Raw genomic sequence first — 19,510 nt, 5'->3', positions numbered from 1 at the left:
TGTTCAATAGATGAAGGACGGGAAAGTGTATGTGCCGCAGGCCGTGCACTTTTCCGGCTGTCTACGGACAGGTGCTCAATTTGACATTGAACATCAAGCAGAAGGGTGTGGGGAAATCATGAGCAAGCCGCTGGATGTTGCATACATACCGATGCTTGATTATGAAGAGGCTTGGAACCGTCAGAAAGCGATTGTGCAGCGATTGGACGAGGGAGAGGGTGCGGAGCAGATGCTGCTTTTACAGCACCCGCCAACGTATACGATCGGTTCACAAAATCATCCGGAGCATCTGCTTCTCAGTCCGGAAGAGTTGCGCGAGCAAGGGATCTCTTTGTTTCAAATTGACCGTGGCGGTGATATTACTTATCATGGTCCGGGCCAGTTGGTAGGCTACCCGTTATTGGTTCTTGGTCGGGATGAAGACTTGGATCTACACGCATATTTACGTAAACTTGAGCAGGTGCTTATGGATTATCTATCAGACCAGGGCATTGAAGCCGGACGCAAAGAGGGCTACACCGGTGTGTGGATTGGCGATATGAAGATTGCTGCAATCGGTATCAAGTTTAATCGTTGCAAACACCGCCGCTGTTTCGTGACCAGTCACGGGTTTGCTTTTAACATCACCTCAGGCATTCAACATGCTGGTTTTCAGGGAATCGTTCCTTGTGGGATTGAGCAGTATGGCGTTACCTCACTGGAGGATATAACGGGTAAGTCCTATGAAGTGGAGCAGGTAGCGCGCGAGATTGTTCCGTACTTTAATCGCATTTTTCCATATCAAATCAATTGGATCACCGAAAAAGAAGCCCTTCAACGTCTGTAAACAGACCGTCAAAAGGCTTCAGGTTGCTATCCGAACAGTAACGGTTCGAGAGCTATGAAAAGGGTGGACCCGATCATGGCGATCAGCATGAGATAGATGATAATTTTGAACCATTTCTTTTTTTGCATGATGAGAGAACTCCTTTCAACATAAAGTGTGTGTTCAAAAAGACTGGTTTTCAGTACCAAGAAGATGGGATGAAGCTAGAAATGGAGTAGCGGAGCGTAGGGAAAACTACGTGAGCAACCACAATGTTTCCAAAGGAAACATACTTCGTAAGCCTCCCGCTTATTTCGGCTGAATTCCATATTCGATGCTGATGATGCCGCCAGGCATCCTTCGTAATCAAAAGCGGACTTTTTGAACAACCTCATAAAAAGTAAACAAGCCATAGTAATTGTATTGTACCGTATCCACGAGAGGGAGGAAAGTCCTATGATTAAACAACAACGTGTTATCGATCAGTTCATGGAACTGGTGCAGATTGATAGTGAAACGAAAAATGAACAGAACATCTCGAAGGTGTTGAAAGAACAGTTTGCAGAGCTTGGTCTTCATGTCTATGAGGACGACACCATGGAGCAAACCGGACATGGCGCCGGAAACCTCGTCATTACCTGGGAAGCCGAAGGAACAGAAGGGGTTGCACCGATCTTTTTCACATGTCATATGGACACTGTAACGCCGGGACAGGGAATTAAGCCTGAACTGGGTGAAGATGGCTGGATTCGCAGTGACGGAACAACGATCCTGGGAGCAGATGACAAGGCGGGGATTGCGGCGTTGTTCGAAGCGATTCGGGTGATCCAGGAAAACAACATTCCGCATGGCAAAATTCAATTGGTCATTACAGTCGGTGAAGAGTCTGGTCTGGTAGGCGCACGCGCCATGAATCCGAAGGATATCGATGCTGAGTTTGGTTATGCGCTTGACTCCAACGGTGCTGTAGGCACGATCTGTGTAGCTGCACCGGCTAGAGCTGAAATTCAGATGAGCATCTATGGGAAGTCCGCACATGCGGGCGTGAACCCGGAAGACGGGATCAGCGCCATTCAGGTTGCAGCGAAAGCCATTGCAGCCATGAAGCTTGGACGAATTGATGATGAGACAACCGCGAACATTGGCAAATTTCAGGGTGGATCAGCACTCAACGTGGTATGTGACTTTGTACAGATTGAGGCGGAAGCCCGCAGTATTGTACAGGAGAAAGTGGAATTGCAGGTTGCACAGATGCGTGAAGCGCTGGAAACGACATGCCACAAATACGGTGCAACGGCTGAATTCAGAAGTGAGATCCTGTATCCTGCATTTGGTTTCCATGATGAACACGAAGTTGTACAGCTTGCGCAGCGTGCCATTCGCGGTCTTGGGCTGGAGACAAGTACGTTTGCTTCCGGTGGTGGCAGTGATGCCAACATCTTTAACGGATTCGACATTCCGACAGTGAACCTGGCGGTAGGGTATGAGGATATTCATACAACCAAAGAGCGCATTCGTGCCGAAGATATTGTGAAGTTGTCTCAGGTGGTTGTGGCTATTATTCAGGAAACGGCAGCTGACAAGAAATAATATTGAGCACATGTTACCTCACATGTTGTTAGACAAAAGTCCGAACCCGGTACTAGGGCGTGTCTCAAAACTCGCTGAAGTGCATCTTTTACCGCCTTTTCGCCCCCTGCTGCGTCACTTTCCCTTGACGTGCCCCGGCACGCCTGCGGAAAACTTCCTGGCTTGGAACGAAAATTCGGCAAAATCTGCTTCCTTCAGAGTTTTCAGACACGCCCTAACCGGATTCGGACTTTTTGCGAATTCATGTTATATTTCAAGGGAGAAGACTCGTTAATTTAGGGTCAAATTGAATCAATGGATGAATGGATCGATGACCCATTCATTTACGTCCAGCGAGCAGATCGATTAACTTGGCATCCGGGCCCCACTCGCGCAACCATTGTTTGAGTATGAGCTGTACTTGCCGGGCTTGTCCTACCACGTGTAAGGATTGAGGCGTCATATAACTGTTCATCGAAAGTCCCCCTGATTCGTTTATATTTGCTGTGAGAATTCTATACGCTCACCATATGCCCAAAATCAGAGATATATACATTAATCAAATATATAAATTGAGCTAATCCTTTACACAAGAACGGAGAGGACAGAAATAACCAAGAGAAGCGGAGCGTTCACCAAAAAGCTTTCTTTTAGAAAGCTGCATCGTAAGCATAAGCTATCACCAAATTTTATCTATTAGTTAAAGAAATCAAAAAAATCTGGGGATAACAGCGATCGAAGGGTTGTTCTGTCATTGGAGTGGTTAGTGTAAATATTTTTAGTCAATTTATATATAATCCTACGATATGGAGTTGAAGAACGAATGAAACCAAATCAATCTGCCCAATCCATCCATGCTGCGCAACCTGCCAATCCAAAATTGGATGAAGTGACCGTATCCACCAAGCCGATCTTCGAGGGAAAAGTGATTTCACTTCAGGTCGATACGGTTAAGCTTCCGAACGGTCAGACGGCTACACGTGAGATTATCCGGCACCCTGGAGCTGTAGCTGTACTTGCTCTAAACGGAGATCGCATGCTTGTTGTGGATCAGTATCGTCAGGCAATGGGACGCACCGAAGTAGAGATTCCTGCGGGGAAATTGGACCCGGGTGAAGAGCCGGAAGTTGCAGCAGCACGTGAATTGCGAGAAGAGACAGGATATGTGGCCAAGTCGCTACGTCATTTGCGTTCGTTCTATACTTCACCGGGGTTCGCAGATGAAATTATTCATCTCTACATCGCAGAAGAGCTTGAAGCAGGGGATATGGCGCTGGACGAAGATGAATTCCTTGAAGTCGCCGAAATAACTCTGGAGGAAGCCTATGCGCTCATGGACGCGAACCGGATTAGCGATGCTAAAACGATGATGGCCGTGTATGCGTGGGACCTTTACAGAACAACAGGACGGTTCTAAGAATGCAAGATCAATTGGCAACGTCCACCTTGTGGGAACCCTGCTATACAGACCTGCATATTCACATCGGACGTACGTCTCGAGGCGAGGCCGTTAAAATCAGTGGCAGTCGGGATCTGACATTTGAGAATATTGCTCGGGAAGCATCGGATCGTAAAGGAATTCATCTGCTTGGTGTTATTGATTGTCATTCTCCAGTTGTACAGATGGATATTGAGCAATTGCTGGAGAGTGGTACGATGTCGGAGATCGAGGGAGGCGGCATTGTCTACCAGGACACCACCATTCTGCTGGGTACAGAGATTGAGCTACGAGAGCCTGGAATGCGTGAATTTCATATGTTGGCGTACTTCCGTGATCTGAAAACAATGAAGTCCTTCACGGACTGGATGAAACGTTATATGAAAAATGTAAACCTCAGTTCTCAGCGGGTCTACGTGCCCGCACTTGAGATGCAGGCCGAGATTAAGGCCCGTGGTGGACTTATTGTGCCTGCACATGTGTTTACACCGCATAAAGGCATCTATGGCAGTACGGCGCCCCGTATGAGCGATGTACTGGATACCCGTCTTGTGGATGCGGTCGAGCTGGGCTTAAGCTCTGATTCATCGATGGCCAGTTATATTCAGGAATTGGATCATGTTCCGTTCCTGACCAATTCGGATGCCCACTCTCTTGGTAAGATTGGACGGGAGTATAATGAGCTGAACGTTGCGGCACCTTCTTTTGATGAGTTCCGTATGGCCCTCCACGGAGAATCAGGCAGAAGCATTACCGCTAATTATGGACTGAATCCAAGGCTGGGCAAGTACCACCGTACCTACTGTTCAGCATGTGGCAGCATTATGGATGAGCAAGCGATGTCAGCAGAGCGTTGTCCGCACTGTGGTAGTCTGAAGCTGGTTCAGGGGGTGCTGGACCGCATTCTGGCAATCTCTGATCGGGAGAATCCTCAGGTTCCTGCAAACAGACCTGCCTATCATTATCAGGTGCCACTGGAGTTCATTCCGGGACTTGGCAAAGCCAAATTGCGCCAACTCCTGGACCATTTTGGTACGGAAATGAACGTACTTCATCGCACCCGTGAGGAAGAACTTGCTGCGGTTGTAGGACCTGTGCTGGCAGGCCTGATCGTGTCTGCACGGAACGGACAACTGGAGTTGTCCTCCGGAGGTGGAGGAACGTACGGTAAAGTTGCTGTTCAGGATAGAGCTTCGGAGTGACCCGCGTAAATACTCTTAAGTTCATCTGATAAAGCTTCGCTTCTCGTAGAGCCAATCTGGACAAGAAGTCATACAGGTGCGTTCCGGTTCATAAGAATGACTATGAGGATGTATTGAGAATCCTTGCAGCATGATAACCGGAAAGGGGACTCGTACCTGTATGCGCTCTTCCTACTTTACATTTAAAGGTCAGACTTCGTTATATGTATTCGTGGCTGTCTTGTTTCTGGTCGGCGTCATTTTTGGCGCGCTCATGGTCAATGCATTGTCTCTTGAGCAACGTCAGGATCTGGAGGGTTATCTCGGCAATTTCTTCATGACCGTGCAGCACAGCGCACAAGTGACTGAGACGGGGGCATATTGGGACATTGCCATGCTTCATCTGAAATGGGTAGGTCTGATCTTTATTCTGGGTTTATCCGTCGTCGGATTGCCCGGTATACTGGTTCTGGATTTTCTGAAAGGTGTGCTCATTGGATTCACAGTGGGGTACCTTGTTGGGCAGTATTCCTGGAAAGGGCTGCTGTTTGCACTGGTTTCCGTGGCACCGCATAATTTGTTCGTCATTCCGATCCTGCTGATCTGCAGTGTGGCGGCCATGACGTTCTCGTTATACATCATTCGTAATCGTGTTTTGATGCAGCGAACACCGGGTCGACAAAGGCCGTTTGCTTCATATATAGTGTTAACTTTGGTCATGGCTGCACTGCTGCTCGGCGTGGCGTCTTTTGAAACATGGGTTACACCTGCGATGATGCGCTGGGTCACACCAATGCTACTACCAGCCTAACGTGCATCGTATAGTGTAAAATGTTGACTTTAATTACGCACTCCCCCTATAATGAAAAGAGTGGGTTAAGTTGCAGTGTGCAGTGATTTCCTAGGGGGAGGGAGAAAATGGAAGCACGGATCGATAAAATTAAGCAGCAACTACAGTCCCAAGGATATAAATTAACGCCCCAGCGGGAAGCCACCGTAAGAGTACTTCTTGAGAATGAAGAAGATCATCTGAGCGCAGAAGACGTATTCATGCTCGTTAAAGAAAAGGCTCCCGAAATCGGTCTGGCAACCGTGTACCGTACCCTCGAACTGCTGAGTGAGCTGCATGTTGTAGAGAAAATCAACTTCGGCGACGGTGTAGCGCGTTATGATCTGCGCGGAGATACATCCAAGCATCACCATCATCACTTAATCTGTGTTCAATGCGGAAGTATGGATGAAATACGTGAAGACTGGCTTGGACCGCTTGAAGAGCGTTTGGAGCAGGAATTTAACTTTTCGGTAGTAGATCACCGACTGGACTTTCATGGAATTTGTTATCGTTGCAAAGCTAAAAATGAACAGAAACCCAAAGATGAAGAATAACATAGCATATCTTCAAGCTCTCACCGGCGGTTTTGACGGGAGAGCTTTTTTGGCACCGGAGTGATCTGGAGTTTACCCCGAATGGCATAAACCTGAGTTTATGGACATACCCTGATTCAAGGACAATACCGGATTCGAATCAGGAGGGGGACACGCCCATGATTATATCAGTGCGGAGAGGGCTCCGTTTTATTCGATTTATTATATTTTTTGCCGCATTAGTTTATCTGTTCTATCATGTTCTGGATCTGTTCAATGGTTGGATCTCACCTGTGGATCAGTATCAGATGCCGACTGGAAATGCGATCAAAGTATTTCAGGAAACGGATTGGCCAGGTAATGGAGAAGGACGTCCTACGATGGCGGAGCGTCTCCGTCTGTTCTATTGGTACGGGGAGTAGCTTCGAACAGCCAGGGATGCAAATACGGGAGCAGTCTGCCGAAGCGGCAGATCTGTCAGTTGAGGAGCGTTGTACATGAAACAGACGATACACGCCTATGCCTTATACTTGGAAGATGATAAAGGGATGTCTAGCAGCACACTTGAATCGTATCTCCGAGACGTGGACAAGTTCATTGAATTTGCAGATAAGGAATATGGCATACGCGAAGCCGATCAGGTCAGACGCACGCATGTCGTCCTGTTTGCAGGTCAACTCAAACAGGCAGGACGTGCCAACGCAACGATTGCCCGCAGCATCGTATCTCTGCGCTCCTACTTTCATTTTTTGATGCGCCGGGGTGATATTATACAGGACCCTACGTTCGATGTGGAAGCTCCCAAGGCGGATAAGACGCCTCCACAGGTGTTAACCATCCCGGAGATCGAACAGCTGCTGACAGCGCCTGATATTCGTTCACCGCAGGGTGTGAGAGATCGAGCGATGCTTGAGCTATTGTATGCTACAGGTATTCGGGTCTCGGAACTGATTGCGCTCGACATTCGGGATGTACAGCCTGGCATGCGCTTTATACGATGCGGTGGGGCAGGCAAGGAACGCATTCTTCCCATCGGTGCGCCAGCTGCACATTGGGCAAGTGTATATGTGGAGGAATTCCGCAATCAGTTGCTCAAAACCGATTCGGACGAGCAGGCACTGTTCGTGAATGTGTCTGGCAGACGTTTAACCCGGCAAGGCTTCTGGAAGCTGCTAAAAAAAGCGGCGGTGGATGCGGGAATTTCGGAAGAAATTACACCTCATACGCTGCGTCATTCGTTTGCAGCACACCTGATTGCCAATGGGGCGGATACACGTGCCGTCCAAGATATGCTGGGTCATGTGGAACAGCCCGGACAACAATACGGCAATCATGGTCGCAAAACCATGAAAGAAATCTATGAAACCCATCATCCGAGGGCAAGATAGATTTTGACGCAGGGCATTCACAAATAAATGCGGAATATTGGGACGATTTAGGATAAAATAAATTGAATACATCTAAACGCCGTTATACATAGGCAGTTTTGCATAAATTCGGGCTGAATCGATTTTGCAAAATGCGGCTACAGACGGATCGTTTCAACTCAAGGAGGAACATACATCGCATGACAGCACTAAACCAACAAATGATTTCGGAAGCAGCATCTTATATTCAAAGCAAAAGCTCCATCAAGCCGGAAGTCGGTTTGATTTTGGGTTCGGGTCTTGGCGTACTGGCAGAACTGATTGAAGATGGCGTAAGTATCGCTTATCAGGATATTCCGCATTTTCCAGTGTCCACAGTAGAAGGACATGAAGGTGAACTATTGGTCGGAACTATCAAAGGTCGTCCAGTGGTGATGATGAAAGGCCGCTTCCACATGTACGAAGGATATGGTCCGGAACTGACAGCCTTCCCGGTACGTGTTATGAAGGAACTGGGTGTAAGCAGTCTGCTTGTAACGAATGCTGCAGGTGGCGTGAATACGTCGTACGAAGCTGGAGACTTAATGCTGATCTCGGATCACTTGAATCTTACAGGCAAAAATCCATTGATCGGACCAAATGACGCTGCACTGGGCGTACGTTTCCCGGATCTGTCGGAAGCATACAGCCGCCGTTTGCGCGCGCTGGCGAAGGATACAGCTACATCACAAGGGTTTAACGTACGTGAAGGGGTATATGCAGGTATGCTCGGTCCGAACTACGAGACACCGGCAGAGATCAAAATGCTGCGTACATTGGGTGCAGACGCAGTGGGCATGTCCACTGTATCTGAAGTGATCGTGGCGCGCCATGCAGGCCTCGAAGTACTCGGTATTTCCTGTATCAGCAACATGGCTGCCGGAATTCTGGATCAGCCGCTGTCACATGATGAGGTGATGGAAACGACGGAACGTGTTCGTGAGTCTTTCCTGGCGCTGGTTTTGGCTGTTATTCCGCAAATGTAAGCTAGATTTGAGTAGAGAAGGTTACCTTTCCGTATGAGAAATCATTGGGGGTAACCTTTTCTGTTGTGTTGAACGTACCGTTACTCATCCGTTGAGTGCAGTGCGTTTTTTTGCTGTTGTCGCCTTTTCCACAAAAAGTTCGGGAAATCATAGGTAAGATGGAATAATTTACTGCAAACGCGCCGACAATGATTAGCAGTACATGCATGGAACATGCAGTAAGCAAGTCATTTGAGGAGGTAACCTTGTGAAGAAAAGAATAATGGCATCGTTCATGACCCTTTGTATCCTGCTGTCCCTTATGGCATCAACGGCATTGGCTGAAGAAACACCGAAGGCAGCGGGAGGAACGGATCTGGCCCCGTCGGCGCGTTCTGCGATTTTAATGGATGCAGATACGGGAACGGTTATTTATGAGAAAAACAGTCATGATCAGCTGCCTCCGGCGAGCATAACGAAGATTATGACGATGCTGCTCACGATCGAAGCGATTGACTCGGGCAAGCTGAAGCTGACGGACAAAGTAAGAACGAGCGAATACGCAGCTTCCATGGGCGGTTCGCAGATCTTTCTGGAGCCCGGAGAAGAAATGACGGTCGACGATATGTTAAAAGGGATCGCGATGGCTTCGGGCAACGATGCCTCGGTAGCTATGGCTGAGAATATCGCTGGCTCGGAAGAAGCCTTTGTACAGCTGATGAATGAGCGTGCGAAGGAGCTTGGTATGAAGGATACTCATTTTGCCAACTGTAACGGCTTGCCGGTCGATAATCATTATTCTTCCGCCCATGACATTGCCGTCATGAGCCGTGAACTGCTGAAGCATTCCGGGATTACGAAGTACACCGGCGCATATCAGGATTACCTCCGCAAAGATACGGAAAAGCCATTCTGGCTGGTGAATACGAACAAGCTGGTTCGTTTTTATCAAGGGGCAGACGGTTTGAAAACGGGTTACACATCCGAAGCGAAATTCTGCTTGTCCGCAACAGCGTCCAAGGATGGACTGCGTGTCGTTTCCGTGGTACTCGGTGAACCGAATACCAAAACACGGAACAGTGAAGTATCTTCGATGTTTGACTATGCCTTTAGTCAATATACAATGAAGGCACTCTACAAGGCAGGGGATCTGCTGGGCAGTCTGAGAATCGAAAAAGGGGAAGTCGCCGAATTACCTCTGAATGCCACGCAAAATTATAGTGTGCTGATGCGCAAAGGAGCCAAATCTAACGACATCCGGCATGAATTGCTGGTTGCCAAAGAATTGAAAGCTCCGATCAAAGCCGGGCAAAGTATAGGTAAACTCGTGGTCTACCAGGGCAACGACGTGATTAAGGAGTTCGACATTCAGGCTCCGCAGGATGTGAATAAGGCTGGCTGGTGGAAGCTGTTCAAGCGGACGACGTCCAACCTGTTTGACTAAACGGCGATTTCTGCGAGATGCACGCATCCTTCGAACATATTTTGTAGTTAAATAGGGGTTTTCTTCTAGTTTTGTCGGGGGGCAGGAAAAGCCTTCGGAAGCGTAGAAATCCTTGTTCAAGACAGGGAGGAGAGTGAGCAAACGTGAACTTGCATGTGGAAATGGAACACCATCGCGGGATTCTGATTGTACGATTATCCGGGGAGCTGGATCACCATACAGCTGACATGGTACGGATGCAGATGGATGAGGCTATCCAGCGGAGACAAAGCGAGCATCTCGTACTCAGCCTGAAAGATCTGCAATTTATGGACAGTTCAGGACTGGGTGTCATTTTGGGAAGATACAAGCTCATTAAGAATAAAGGCGGCAAGATGGTGGTCTGTGACGTCAATTCGCCAGTGTACCGTTTGCTGGAAATGTCGGGTTTGTTCAAGATTATGCCGATATACGAAAATGAGGGAACTGCTCTCTCAGGTCTGGAGGTCGTCTCATGAATGAAGGAACAGGGACAAATTTCATGAATCTGCAATTCGCGGCCAAGTCAGAGAATGAGTCGTTTGCACGGGTAACCGTTGCTGCGTTTATCTCCCAGCTTGATCCAACGATGGACGAGCTCAGTGACCTGAAGACGGTCATTTCGGAAGCCGTGACCAACAGCATCATCCACGGATACAACAATAACTCTGAGGGTGTTGTGTCCATCCAGGCCGAGATTCGGGAAGACATGATTACCATTATTGTGGAAGACCGCGGTGAAGGAATCGAAGATCTTGAACTGGCCAAACAGCCGCTATATACGTCCAAACCCGAACTTGAGCGGTCGGGCATGGGCTTCACCATTATGGAAAACTTTATGGATGAATTCGAAGTCAGCAGTGAGCCCGGCAGAGGCACCTCCATCAAGATGAAGAAAAGGATTGAATCCAAGAAAGCATTGTATAATTAGGGGTTGGTGTTCTTATGGATGCTGAAGTGAAACCATCTTCACAGACCTATTTGGACGATGCCGAGGTCAAACGGCTGATTGCGCTCAGTCAGTCGGGTGACCATGTCTCACGGGATACGCTGGTGAACTGCAACATCAGACTCGTCTGGTCCGTCGTACAGCGTTTTATGAACAGGGGATATGACCCGGAAGATCTGTTCCAGATTGGTTGTATCGGTCTGCTCAAGTCAGTGGACAAATTCGATCTCAGTTATGACGTGAAGTTCTCGACCTACGCGGTGCCGATGATCATCGGAGAAATCCAGCGATTCCTGCGGGATGACGGTACCCTGAAGGTCAGCCGTTCACTGAAAGAGATGGCGAATAAAGTCCGCAAAAAAAGGGACGAACTGTCCAAACATCTGGATCGTCTGCCAACGATCAAGGAAGTTGCCGCAGAGCTGGGGGTAACCCCAGAGGAAGTCGTATTTGCCCAGGAAGCGAACAAACCACCGACCTCCATCCATGAGACCGTATTCGAAAATGACGGTGATCCCATTACGTTAATGGACCAGATTGCTGACGAGTCTCAGGAACGTTGGTTTGACAAACTGGCGCTAAACGAAGCGATCGGTGGTCTCAGCGAGCGGGAGCGGTTAATCGTCTATCTGCGGTATTACCGGGATCAGACGCAGTCCGAGGTTGCCAGCAGATTGGGAATATCTCAGGTGCAGGTATCACGTCTGGAGAAAAAAATACTGCAATCCATCCGCGACCAAATCGCGCAGTAAAATGTAAGTTTGGTGGAGTGCACATATCAATATTGGTGTTAATACACCAATATACGACAACTAACAACCTTCTATCGCGCATTATGGCGAGGGAGGTTATTTGTTGTTAGGCTATGAGGTTGACCACATTTAACAAAGAGAATTATAGATCAGACATCGTGCAAGGGTAGATTAAACATAGACGAGTTTTTCATTACCCTTCAGATAACGATTTGTAAATCATTCGTTTTTCTTTCTCCTTAACAATCACCTGATCTATTGAATTTTCATTGTTGAATCGATAGATTTCTGTTCCGACTGGAAGTTGAGTAGACATTAGATCCATAAATTCTCCCTCTTTTAAATAATTGTTTTCGATTTTGCCTATCAGTTCACCTAATTGTTGGTCAGTGTTTGTGGTTTCCTCTTCTCTTATATACACCCGATCTTTAAGCAAAAAGAAGTCTGCAGATGGATCTGTTTGAATCATCTCATTCGCTAAAATATCGCCAGAACTCATCATCTGGTTTCTATCGATTTTTTCACCACATCCGGCAATAATAGATATCATAAAAACCAGTATTATATACTTCAACAATTTTCCTCCTTAAAACTAGTTCCTTAAACCGTTCTCAGTAACAATTGCACTATTGTTCTCAAATTTCTACATACTTGTAGTATATGTTTTATTTAGAAGTTACTTCAATATTAAATGAATTGTAGAAAAACACCCCCAAAAATCTCATCTTTTAATTCCCTTCCTGCCTACTCCCCAGCATATTTATTTCAAACGTTTGGAAACGGGAGGACGATGGGTAGCGAAGGGATGCAATCGGTAAAAATGAGCGAAGCGTGAGGGCTCACTTAAGGATACATAAGCAACGCAGGCGGCAGATTAGACCTGAAGAAGCGAAGCGTTCTCCATTGTCTCCAAATTTTCAGACAACTGTAGTCTGAGACGGTTCCAGAAGACAACTTGAAGAGTCATAGAATTTTGAGCAAAATAACCCCAAAAATCTCATCTTTTAATTCCCTTCCTGCCTACTCCCCCAGCATATTTATTTAAAACGTTTGGAAATGGAAGGATGATGGTAGCGGAGGGATGGAATCGGTCAACAGGAGCGAAGCGTTCGCCTTTAGCACTGGATTTCCTCCTTGAAAAGGAGAGTTCAAGAAATCCGGGGATAACAGCGACCAATGACCGATCCATCCCGCAGCGTCCTCACCACCTCACGATCTTTTCCAACCCGTTTGTAATAAATTTGCACATTCTTCAAATACTAACCTAAATTACGCAGTAAAGGAGTGCTATGGATGTCCCAGACACCCACTCCAATGGTCTATGTTCGTCTGCGCAGCCGAATTCGCATCCAGAGGGGCAGAGCAGTCAAGCTTGGAGACATTGCACATGTGCTAACCTCTTCCGAAGACCAGGAGGACAGGCTGCTGGAGCTTGAACTGCTGCACCCTGGACCAGAGGATGGCAATCTGATCCTCATTGATATATTGCAGATTATTCCCCGCATTCGGCATATCTTGCCGGAGGTAAGCGTGGAACTGATTGGATCCGGCCATACGCTTGTTGAAGTCATTGCGGGAGATGGTCAACCTTCCAAGTCTCTGTTCATATTGGTTTGGCTACTGCTTTTCTTCGGATCAGCCTTAACGATTATGAATTTTCATGCGGATGTGAACATGCAGGAAGTACAGATTCGAATTGTGGAGATGCTCACTGGGCATCGGGACGAACATCCTTATCTGTTCCAAGTGGCGTATTCTATCGGCATTGGATTCGGTATGGCGGTATTTTTCAACCATTTGTTCAAGAAGAAGTGGAATGAGGAGCCTACTCCGTTGGAAGTGGAGATGTTCCTATACCAGCAAAATGTAGATAAATATGTGGTGATTGAAGAAAGCGAACGGATGCACGAGCAGGAACGCAGGGAGATGAATGCGGATGAGCGTTCTTAATGGAGCAATCAGCATTGTACTGGGCATTGCAGGGGGGATTGCCGTAGGAAGCGGCGTAATTGCGCTCATTCTGGTGCTCGATATGATTCCCAGATTGGCTCAACTTACGCAATCGTATGACAAGACCCACTGGTACGAAGGGGCGCTCATAGGTGGTTCGCTGGTCGGGACTGTGGCGGATTTCTGGCACTGGAAAATGCATGGGGTGCTGTTGCTCAGTCCAATCATTGGTCTATTCTGTGGTGTGTTCATCGGTCTGCTGGCCGCGGCGCTCACTGAGGTACTTAATGTACTGCCCGTGTTAGCCAAAAGGCTGGGCATGAAACCTTATTTGTTTGGATTACTGCTCGCCATGATTTTGGGCAAAATGACAGGTTCCCTGTTTGATTTTTTTATATATCAGCGGTAGCTCGGGGCCATAGGAGGATGGAAAATGGATGAACGAACGGAACATACAGGGCAGGAAAATAGTGAAGGAATAACGGAAGAGATGTTACACAAGTCGGCTTATGAAATTCAGAAGGAAGAAGAGGAGAAGGCGTACAATAAGAAAAAACAAAATGAGATGTCCGACAGCATTGAGGAATCGGTGCAATATTGGCAGGAAAACGATGATATCTCCCCACGCATGAGTGAAAATAGATATACGCTGCAACAGGTGCTCGGGCTTGGAGAATCCTTCGACGTTAACATGAGGGAAATGGTTCTGGGTGGCAAACACGTTGGATTGCTGATGATTACCGGTTTTGCGAAGGATGAGATTTTGCTTGAAGTGTTAAAAAGACTGACCTATCTCACACCGGATGACGTATCCGGACACGCACTCAAATCCTATTTTGAATGTTATATTCCCCATATTCAGGTAGAAAAAGTCGACAAGATGAGTGCTGTCATCAACAAGGTTCTTACCGGTATGAGCGCAATGTTCGTTGAAGGGGATCGCTCGGTCCTAATTATGGATACACGGAGTTACCCGGTTCGTTCACCGGAAGAACCTTCATTGGAAAGGGTAGTTCGGGGTTCCAGAGATGGCTTTACCGAGACGCTCCTGACCAACGTAACATTAGTGCGTCGCAGAATACGCGACCCTGGACTGAAGTTTGAGATCATGCAAGTGGGGCGGAGAACACAAACGGACGTCTGCGTGGTGTACATTGATGATATTGTCGATAAAGTGCAGGTGGATTCAGTTCGTGAAAAAATTCAGCGAGTGGATATCGATGGTATTCCCGCCGCCGACAAGCAGCTGGAGGAAGCGATTATCAACAAGGGATGGAATCCGTTCCCACTCGTTCGTTATTCAGAACGACCAGATGTTACAGCTTCTCATTTGCTGGAAGGACGAGTCGTCATTTTCGTAGACACTTCCCCCAGTGTGATGATTCTGCCTACGACCTTCTTCGACCTGTGTGAACATGCGGAAGAGAACAGACAGACGGCCTTGATGGGAACCTATTTACGATGGGTGCGTTTTGCAGGGATTCTTATATCGTTGTTTTTGCTACCCTTATGGCTGCTCATGGTTATTGATCCTTCGATCAAACCGATGGGACTCGATTTCATTGGACCGCAGGAAAATGTAAAGCTGCCGTTAATTCTACAGTTTCTCCTGATCGAACTTGGCGTGGATTTATTACGGATGGCAGCGGTTCATACGCCTACACCTCTGGCATCGGCCATGGGCTTGATCGCGGCCATTCTAGTCGGGGATATCGCCGTGAAAACAGGATATTTTGTCAATGAAGTTGTACTCTATATGGCCATCGCAGCCATCGGCATGTTTGCCACGCCAAGTTACGAGCTGGGTCTCGCCAACAGGCTGGTCAGGTTAGTTCTGCTCATTGCCGTAGCGATATTCAAGGTTCCGGGATTGGTCGTGGGCTGTACATTGCTTATATTGGCGCTTACCGTTCACCGGTCGTACAATTCTTCGTATCTCTGGCCTTTTATACCGTTTAATGCAAAGGCCCTGGGCAACTTTTTATTCCGGCTTCCGTTGCTGGAAAATAAAAAACGACCATCATTTAATAAGACACGTGACAACACCAAAATGTCCGATGATCCGGACGGGGAACTGCGAAAAAGTAAAAAACACAAATGATCTTCCGAAAAATCCATTCATCTCGCTGCCTAATTTGATATACTGGTGTAAAATCATTGGAATAGCAATTGTTCCAGTATATAAAAAGTGAGGAATGCAGATTATGTATTTACATGGTACAAGTAAAATAAATGCGCAAGGACATCTGGAGATTGGTGGAGTCGATGCAACAGATCTGAAAGAACAATTTGGAACTCCCCTGTACGTTGTGGACGAGCAATTGGTTCGCGAGCGTTGCAGAGAGTACATGGAAGCATTCCGTGCTTCCGGACTGGGCTTCCAGGTTGCTTACGCAAGTAAAGCATTCTGTGTAATGGCGATGTGTGCCCTTGCAGCTGAAGAAGGACTTTCCCTGGATGTTGTATCGGACGGTGAACTGTTTACTGCTTTGCAAGCAGGATTCCCGGCTGAGCGCATTCATTTCCACGGTAACAACAAAACGCTGGAAGAGATCGAAATGGCTCTTGATGCAGAGATCGGATGCTTTGTTGTTGATAACTTCAATGAATTGCATCTGTTGCAGGCTGTAGCAGCGGACAAAAATCGTAAAGTAAACATTTTGCTTCGTGTGACGCCTGGTGTTGAGGCACATACGCATGAATATATTTCCACTGGTCAGACGGATTCGAAATTTGGATTCGATATCGGTAATGGTACAGCATTTGAAGCCATTGAACTGGCTTCCAAGCAGTCTAACCTGGTATTGCTCGGTGTACATTCCCACATCGGTTCCCAGATCTTCGAAGTTGAAGGTTTCCAGATGGCTGTTCAACGTGTTGCTGAATTTGCAGCAAGCGTATATGAGCGTCTTAACGTTGCTTTCAAAGTGGTTAACCTTGGTGGTGGATTCGGAATCCGTTATATCGATGGAGATACGCCGCTTGAAGTTGCGCAATACGTGAAGGCTATTACAGATGCAGTTAAAAATCATTTTGCTCAAATCGGCTATGCCGTACCTGAGATCTGGGTTGAACCAGGCCGCAGCATCGTGGGTGAAGCGGGAACAACGCTGTACACCGTTGGAACAAGCAAAGACATTCCAGGTGTGCGTAAATATGTTGCCGTTGATGGTGGTATGACCGATAACCCACGTCCTGCTTTGTATGAATCCAAGTATGAAGCTGTGCTTGCCAACCGTGCGAATGAGGCTGCTCAGGAAACAGTCTCTGTTGCAGGTAAATGCTGCGAGAGTGGCGATATGCTGATCTGGGATCTGGACTTGCCAAAAGTGGAAAGTGGCGATCTGCTCGCTGTAGCTTGCACAGGTGCGTATAACTACTCCATGGCGAGCAACTACAACCGGATTCGTCGTCCAGCCGTTGTATTTGTCAAAGACGGTCAGGGGGATGTTGTGGTACGCCGTGAGACGTATCAGGATATCATCCAGAATGACCTGGTACCTGCACGTATTGGCAAACAACCAGTTACTCGCTAAGCTAATTCGTCAAAGATAATGCATTTGTTTCTGCATTGTTCAGGATATATGGATTTCACAGTCAAAGCAGATGAAAAGGGACCCTCCTTTTTCGTCTGCTTTTTGTGTACTCGGACTAAATTATGAAAAAAGTTGCCGTTTTTTTTGCGATCCAGACATTTTCGGTGTACACTAAGAAAAGTGCTGTAATGCTTGGCCCAGGGTCATGCGTTTCTGGCACCATTAACGATGGTCAATACGAAAGGAGTCATTTACATATGGCGAAACAAGCGAAAATTAAATTGGCAAACGGCGGAGAAGTTCTGATCGATCTGTTCGATCAAGAAGCTCCAAACACAGTAGCAAACTTTGAGAAACTGGCTAACTCCGGTTTCTACAATGGTCTTACATTCCACCGCGTTATCCCGGGCTTTGTAGCTCAAGGCGGATGCCCTAACGGTTCCGGTGCAGGTGGCCCAGGTTACACAATCAACTGTGAAATCAACCCGAACAAACATGAGCGCGGAACACTTGCTATGGCACATGCTGGCCGTAACACAGGTGGAAGCCAGTTCTACATCTGCTACCAACCGCAACCACATCTGGATGGACAACATACTGTATTTGGTAAAGTAACTAAAGGTATGGAGTTCGTGGACGCTTTAGAAGGTAAAGACAAAATGGAAACTGTTGAAGTTGTAGAAGCTTAATACCTTCAGCTTTACTGGATCCAATTATGAAGTGCTTCTTTTATAGAAGCACTTTTTTTATTTTTTACATGTCACGTATTCGAAATCGATGATTGGAAAGGATGAATGAACCTTGGATATCGTTAATCAGCTAAGCTTGTTAAAGCAAATTTATAGTGATCGTTCGTTGTGGGATGAAGAACTGCAGGCATCGCGACATGTCGTTCCGGATAGTGTATCCGTACAGGATCGAGAAGCGCTTGAGGCAGCCGGGCATGAACCGAATCGATTTGTGCGTCCACAACATGATGAAACGATTACTGAGCTGAAGAAACTTGCGAATCAATGGACGATAGAGGATGCAGCGCAGGCTTTTGTCTCTTCTTTGTGGTCAGCACCCATGATCTGGCGCTCGCTTCTTACGAGCAAGCTTATTGCAAGTAGTGTGCCAGAGCATGAACACACGTCTTATCCATCTTCGAGCACTTGTAAAATCTGTGGATTAAGCGTAGATCAAGCAACCGACACGACGCTGCAATGGTATTGGCGCATGACCAATGGAACTCCGTTGGACGGTGATCCCTTTGGACAAGTACTGGCACTTCGAGAGCTGTCTACAGCGCAGGAGCTTCCAATACCAAATGAATACGACCGCTGGACATTTCGTGCGGTGTTAACGGTGTTGCGCGAATTACCTCCCAAAACACGCTATAGCAAGGCAGCACTAGCGCTCAAGAAGGAACGTCTTTTGCCTACCCAAAAAGAATATGCCTACCGTGACTTGCTTGAGACGTTAGCTCTAATTGGCATACTGGATACGCCGGAACATCCCGGAATGATAACTCAATTTACGACTTACATACAGCGTGACGAGCGTCCCAATGTGCGGGTTGAAGTGCAGGCGCCTCTGGCGTGGTGGGACTCATCTGTCGGAATCAATGAGAACAACCTGAACAAGATATTCCATGATTTTGATCTGAGTAATATATTTCTTGCGGATAAGCCTGAAGAGAGTCCAGCTGTAAAGGACACGATATTAGGTGCATTGGAGAAAAAGAGAAGTGTTCGCGGGAAAGTGCCAAAGGCATCTCCTGATGCAGGTACAGGGGAGGCACAGTCTGGAGATGTGTATGCTGTTCGGGTCAGAGAAGGTGTATGGGTGACGGTGTATTGTCATGAAGTCAGAGACAAACGTGTCATCGTCGAATATCTGGATGGTGTCTTTCCAGAGATGCCGGCAAAAGCAGATTTGCATGGGACATTTCGACCGAGACCGAATGGTCGCTGGAAATGCTCCGCTATCGCGATCGATTCGACAAGTTGGGTCAGAAGAGTGACAAGAGAGTTTCCGCTTCCCACTTCGCCCCTGCAAGAACCTGATCGCATTCCATTTCATAATGCCAAAGAGTTAAAGCATATGGCGAGCTGGTGTTTTCCTGATATGTAGAATGATGCGATGGATGG

General features: G+C 47.3%; 22 protein-coding genes. 19 read left to right on the top strand and 3 right to left on the bottom strand.

The features are described 5' to 3' along the window. Positions 1 to 118 precede the first annotated feature (118 nt). Positions 119 to 826, top strand: a complete 708-nt coding sequence (lipB, locus tag NYE45_RS19170; RefSeq protein WP_340017401.1) for a lipoyl(octanoyl) transferase LipB — start codon at positions 119 to 121, stop codon at positions 824 to 826. 26 nt (positions 827 to 852) lie between these two features. On the opposite strand, the gene prli42 is transcribed toward lipB, so the two are convergent. After that, on the bottom strand, positions 853 to 954 hold the full coding sequence (gene prli42 / locus NYE45_RS19165) for a stressosome-associated protein Prli42 (RefSeq protein WP_017687624.1): 102 nt from the start codon (positions 952 to 954) through the stop codon (positions 853 to 855). Between the two features lie 307 nt (positions 955 to 1,261). Here prli42 and NYE45_RS19160 point away from each other — a divergent pair, with 307 nt between their 5' ends. Continuing rightward, on the top strand, positions 1,262 to 2,395 hold the full coding sequence (locus NYE45_RS19160; protein WP_340013636.1) for a M20/M25/M40 family metallo-hydrolase: 1,134 nt from the start codon (positions 1,262 to 1,264) through the stop codon (positions 2,393 to 2,395). 319 nt (positions 2,396 to 2,714) lie between these two features. Here NYE45_RS19160 and NYE45_RS19155 read toward each other — a convergent pair whose 3' ends face one another. Beyond that, a complete protein-coding gene (locus NYE45_RS19155; protein ID WP_100527202.1) occupies positions 2,715 to 2,849 on the bottom strand; it encodes a Z-ring formation inhibitor MciZ in 135 nt (44 codons plus the stop codon). Positions 2,850 to 3,197: 348 nt separating this feature from the next. Here NYE45_RS19155 and NYE45_RS19150 point away from each other — a divergent pair, with 348 nt between their 5' ends. The 11 genes from NYE45_RS19150 to sigF all read left to right on the top strand — a co-directional run bounded on the left by NYE45_RS19150 (position 3,198) and on the right by sigF (position 11,892). Then, on the top strand, positions 3,198 to 3,791 hold the full coding sequence (locus tag NYE45_RS19150) for an NUDIX hydrolase (protein ID WP_340013635.1): 594 nt from the start codon (positions 3,198 to 3,200) through the stop codon (positions 3,789 to 3,791). A 2-nt stretch (positions 3,792 to 3,793) separates the two neighbouring features. Then, positions 3,794 to 5,014 carry an endonuclease Q family protein gene (locus NYE45_RS19145; protein ID WP_340013634.1) on the top strand — a complete coding sequence of 407 codons (1,221 nt, stop codon included), beginning with the start codon at positions 3,794 to 3,796 and terminating at the stop codon, positions 5,012 to 5,014. A gap of 160 nt (positions 5,015 to 5,174) precedes the next feature. Continuing rightward, positions 5,175 to 5,804: a stage II sporulation protein M gene (gene spoIIM, locus NYE45_RS19140; RefSeq protein ID WP_017687629.1), complete on the top strand. Its 630-nt coding sequence runs from the start codon at positions 5,175 to 5,177 to the stop codon at positions 5,802 to 5,804. A 107-nt stretch (positions 5,805 to 5,911) separates the two neighbouring features. Next, positions 5,912 to 6,379: a Fur family transcriptional regulator gene (locus tag NYE45_RS19135; protein WP_062835240.1), complete on the top strand. Its 468-nt coding sequence runs from the start codon at positions 5,912 to 5,914 to the stop codon at positions 6,377 to 6,379. 158 nt (positions 6,380 to 6,537) lie between these two features. Next, entirely contained in the window at positions 6,538 to 6,780 is a 243-nt protein-coding gene (locus NYE45_RS19130; protein ID WP_017687632.1) for a DUF4227 family protein, read from the top strand. A 75-nt stretch (positions 6,781 to 6,855) separates the two neighbouring features. Then, on the top strand, positions 6,856 to 7,746 hold the full coding sequence (locus NYE45_RS19125) for a tyrosine recombinase (protein WP_076333238.1): 891 nt from the start codon (positions 6,856 to 6,858) through the stop codon (positions 7,744 to 7,746). 179 nt (positions 7,747 to 7,925) lie between these two features. Continuing rightward, positions 7,926 to 8,750, top strand: coding sequence for a purine-nucleoside phosphorylase (locus NYE45_RS19120; protein ID WP_340013633.1), 825 nt, complete (start codon positions 7,926 to 7,928; stop codon positions 8,748 to 8,750). Between the two features lie 301 nt (positions 8,751 to 9,051). Further along, on the top strand, positions 9,052 to 10,173 hold the full coding sequence (locus NYE45_RS19115; protein WP_340017400.1) for a D-alanyl-D-alanine carboxypeptidase family protein: 1,122 nt from the start codon (positions 9,052 to 9,054) through the stop codon (positions 10,171 to 10,173). Positions 10,174 to 10,316: 143 nt separating this feature from the next. Beyond that, positions 10,317 to 10,670 carry an anti-sigma F factor antagonist gene (gene spoIIAA, locus NYE45_RS19110; protein WP_017687636.1) on the top strand — a complete coding sequence of 118 codons (354 nt, stop codon included), beginning with the start codon at positions 10,317 to 10,319 and terminating at the stop codon, positions 10,668 to 10,670. Continuing rightward, positions 10,667 to 11,122, top strand: a complete 456-nt coding sequence (gene spoIIAB, locus NYE45_RS19105) for an anti-sigma F factor (RefSeq protein WP_036672324.1) — start codon at positions 10,667 to 10,669, stop codon at positions 11,120 to 11,122. Before spoIIAA ends, spoIIAB begins: the two co-directional genes overlap by 4 nt. 14 nt (positions 11,123 to 11,136) lie before the next feature. Then, complete coding sequence (sigF, locus tag NYE45_RS19100) at positions 11,137 to 11,892, top strand: RNA polymerase sporulation sigma factor SigF (RefSeq protein WP_036607856.1); 756 nt, start codon at positions 11,137 to 11,139, stop codon at positions 11,890 to 11,892. Between the two features lie 193 nt (positions 11,893 to 12,085). On the opposite strand, the gene NYE45_RS19095 is transcribed toward sigF, so the two are convergent. Next, positions 12,086 to 12,466, bottom strand: coding sequence for a hypothetical protein (locus NYE45_RS19095; protein ID WP_340013632.1), 381 nt, complete (start codon positions 12,464 to 12,466; stop codon positions 12,086 to 12,088). Between the two features lie 719 nt (positions 12,467 to 13,185). Between NYE45_RS19095 and NYE45_RS19090 the strand changes: the two genes are divergently transcribed. The 6 genes from NYE45_RS19090 to NYE45_RS19065 all read left to right on the top strand — a co-directional run bounded on the left by NYE45_RS19090 (position 13,186) and on the right by NYE45_RS19065 (position 19,493). Next, a complete protein-coding gene (locus tag NYE45_RS19090) occupies positions 13,186 to 13,842 on the top strand; it encodes a stage V sporulation protein AA (protein WP_340013631.1) in 657 nt (218 codons plus the stop codon). Further along, positions 13,823 to 14,251: a stage V sporulation protein AB gene (locus tag NYE45_RS19085; RefSeq protein WP_340013630.1), complete on the top strand. Its 429-nt coding sequence runs from the start codon at positions 13,823 to 13,825 to the stop codon at positions 14,249 to 14,251. The genes NYE45_RS19090 and NYE45_RS19085 overlap by 20 nt, the downstream gene beginning before the upstream one ends. Before the next feature lie 24 nt (positions 14,252 to 14,275). Continuing rightward, entirely contained in the window at positions 14,276 to 15,943 is a 1,668-nt protein-coding gene (locus NYE45_RS19080; RefSeq protein ID WP_339166381.1) for a spore germination protein, read from the top strand. A 103-nt stretch (positions 15,944 to 16,046) separates the two neighbouring features. Continuing rightward, positions 16,047 to 17,378 carry a diaminopimelate decarboxylase gene (gene lysA / locus NYE45_RS19075; RefSeq protein WP_145148860.1) on the top strand — a complete coding sequence of 444 codons (1,332 nt, stop codon included), beginning with the start codon at positions 16,047 to 16,049 and terminating at the stop codon, positions 17,376 to 17,378. A 257-nt stretch (positions 17,379 to 17,635) separates the two neighbouring features. Then, complete coding sequence (locus tag NYE45_RS19070; RefSeq protein ID WP_017687646.1) at positions 17,636 to 18,067, top strand: peptidylprolyl isomerase; 432 nt, start codon at positions 17,636 to 17,638, stop codon at positions 18,065 to 18,067. Between the two features lie 112 nt (positions 18,068 to 18,179). Beyond that, on the top strand, positions 18,180 to 19,493 hold the full coding sequence (locus NYE45_RS19065; protein ID WP_340013629.1) for a hypothetical protein: 1,314 nt from the start codon (positions 18,180 to 18,182) through the stop codon (positions 19,491 to 19,493). Positions 19,494 to 19,510 lie beyond the last annotated feature (17 nt).

Origin of the sequence: Paenibacillus sp. FSL K6-1318 (assembly GCF_037976905.1) — a bacterium.
GTDB lineage: Bacteria > Bacillota > Bacilli > Paenibacillales > Paenibacillaceae > Paenibacillus > Paenibacillus amylolyticus_A.
The sequence above is the reverse complement of the archived record's forward strand: the minus strand, read 5'-3'. Positions and strand labels throughout refer to the sequence as shown.

Bases quoted from the DNA above. Each gene is read 5' to 3' on its own strand.
- lipB (WP_340017401.1), top strand. From the start codon at position 119: ATGAGCAAGCCGCTGGATGTTGCATACATACCGATGCTTGATTATGAA.
- prli42 (WP_017687624.1), bottom strand. From the start codon at position 954: ATGCAAAAAAAGAAATGGTTCAAAATTATCATCTATCTCATGCTGATC.
- NYE45_RS19160 (WP_340013636.1), top strand. From the start codon at position 1,262: ATGATTAAACAACAACGTGTTATCGATCAGTTCATGGAACTGGTGCAG.
- NYE45_RS19155 (WP_100527202.1), bottom strand. From the start codon at position 2,849: ATGAACAGTTATATGACGCCTCAATCCTTACACGTGGTAGGACAAGCC.
- NYE45_RS19150 (WP_340013635.1), top strand. From the start codon at position 3,198: ATGAAACCAAATCAATCTGCCCAATCCATCCATGCTGCGCAACCTGCC.
- NYE45_RS19145 (WP_340013634.1), top strand. From the start codon at position 3,794: ATGCAAGATCAATTGGCAACGTCCACCTTGTGGGAACCCTGCTATACA.
- spoIIM (WP_017687629.1), top strand. From the start codon at position 5,175: ATGCGCTCTTCCTACTTTACATTTAAAGGTCAGACTTCGTTATATGTA.
- NYE45_RS19135 (WP_062835240.1), top strand. From the start codon at position 5,912: ATGGAAGCACGGATCGATAAAATTAAGCAGCAACTACAGTCCCAAGGA.
- NYE45_RS19130 (WP_017687632.1), top strand. From the start codon at position 6,538: ATGATTATATCAGTGCGGAGAGGGCTCCGTTTTATTCGATTTATTATA.
- NYE45_RS19125 (WP_076333238.1), top strand. From the start codon at position 6,856: ATGAAACAGACGATACACGCCTATGCCTTATACTTGGAAGATGATAAA.
- NYE45_RS19120 (WP_340013633.1), top strand. From the start codon at position 7,926: ATGACAGCACTAAACCAACAAATGATTTCGGAAGCAGCATCTTATATT.
- NYE45_RS19115 (WP_340017400.1), top strand. From the start codon at position 9,052: ATGGCATCAACGGCATTGGCTGAAGAAACACCGAAGGCAGCGGGAGGA.
- spoIIAB (WP_036672324.1), top strand. From the start codon at position 10,667: ATGAATGAAGGAACAGGGACAAATTTCATGAATCTGCAATTCGCGGCC.
- sigF (WP_036607856.1), top strand. From the start codon at position 11,137: ATGGATGCTGAAGTGAAACCATCTTCACAGACCTATTTGGACGATGCC.
- NYE45_RS19090 (WP_340013631.1), top strand. From the start codon at position 13,186: ATGTCCCAGACACCCACTCCAATGGTCTATGTTCGTCTGCGCAGCCGA.
- NYE45_RS19085 (WP_340013630.1), top strand. From the start codon at position 13,823: ATGCGGATGAGCGTTCTTAATGGAGCAATCAGCATTGTACTGGGCATT.
- NYE45_RS19080 (WP_339166381.1), top strand. From the start codon at position 14,276: ATGGATGAACGAACGGAACATACAGGGCAGGAAAATAGTGAAGGAATA.
- lysA (WP_145148860.1), top strand. From the start codon at position 16,047: ATGTATTTACATGGTACAAGTAAAATAAATGCGCAAGGACATCTGGAG.
- NYE45_RS19070 (WP_017687646.1), top strand. From the start codon at position 17,636: ATGGCGAAACAAGCGAAAATTAAATTGGCAAACGGCGGAGAAGTTCTG.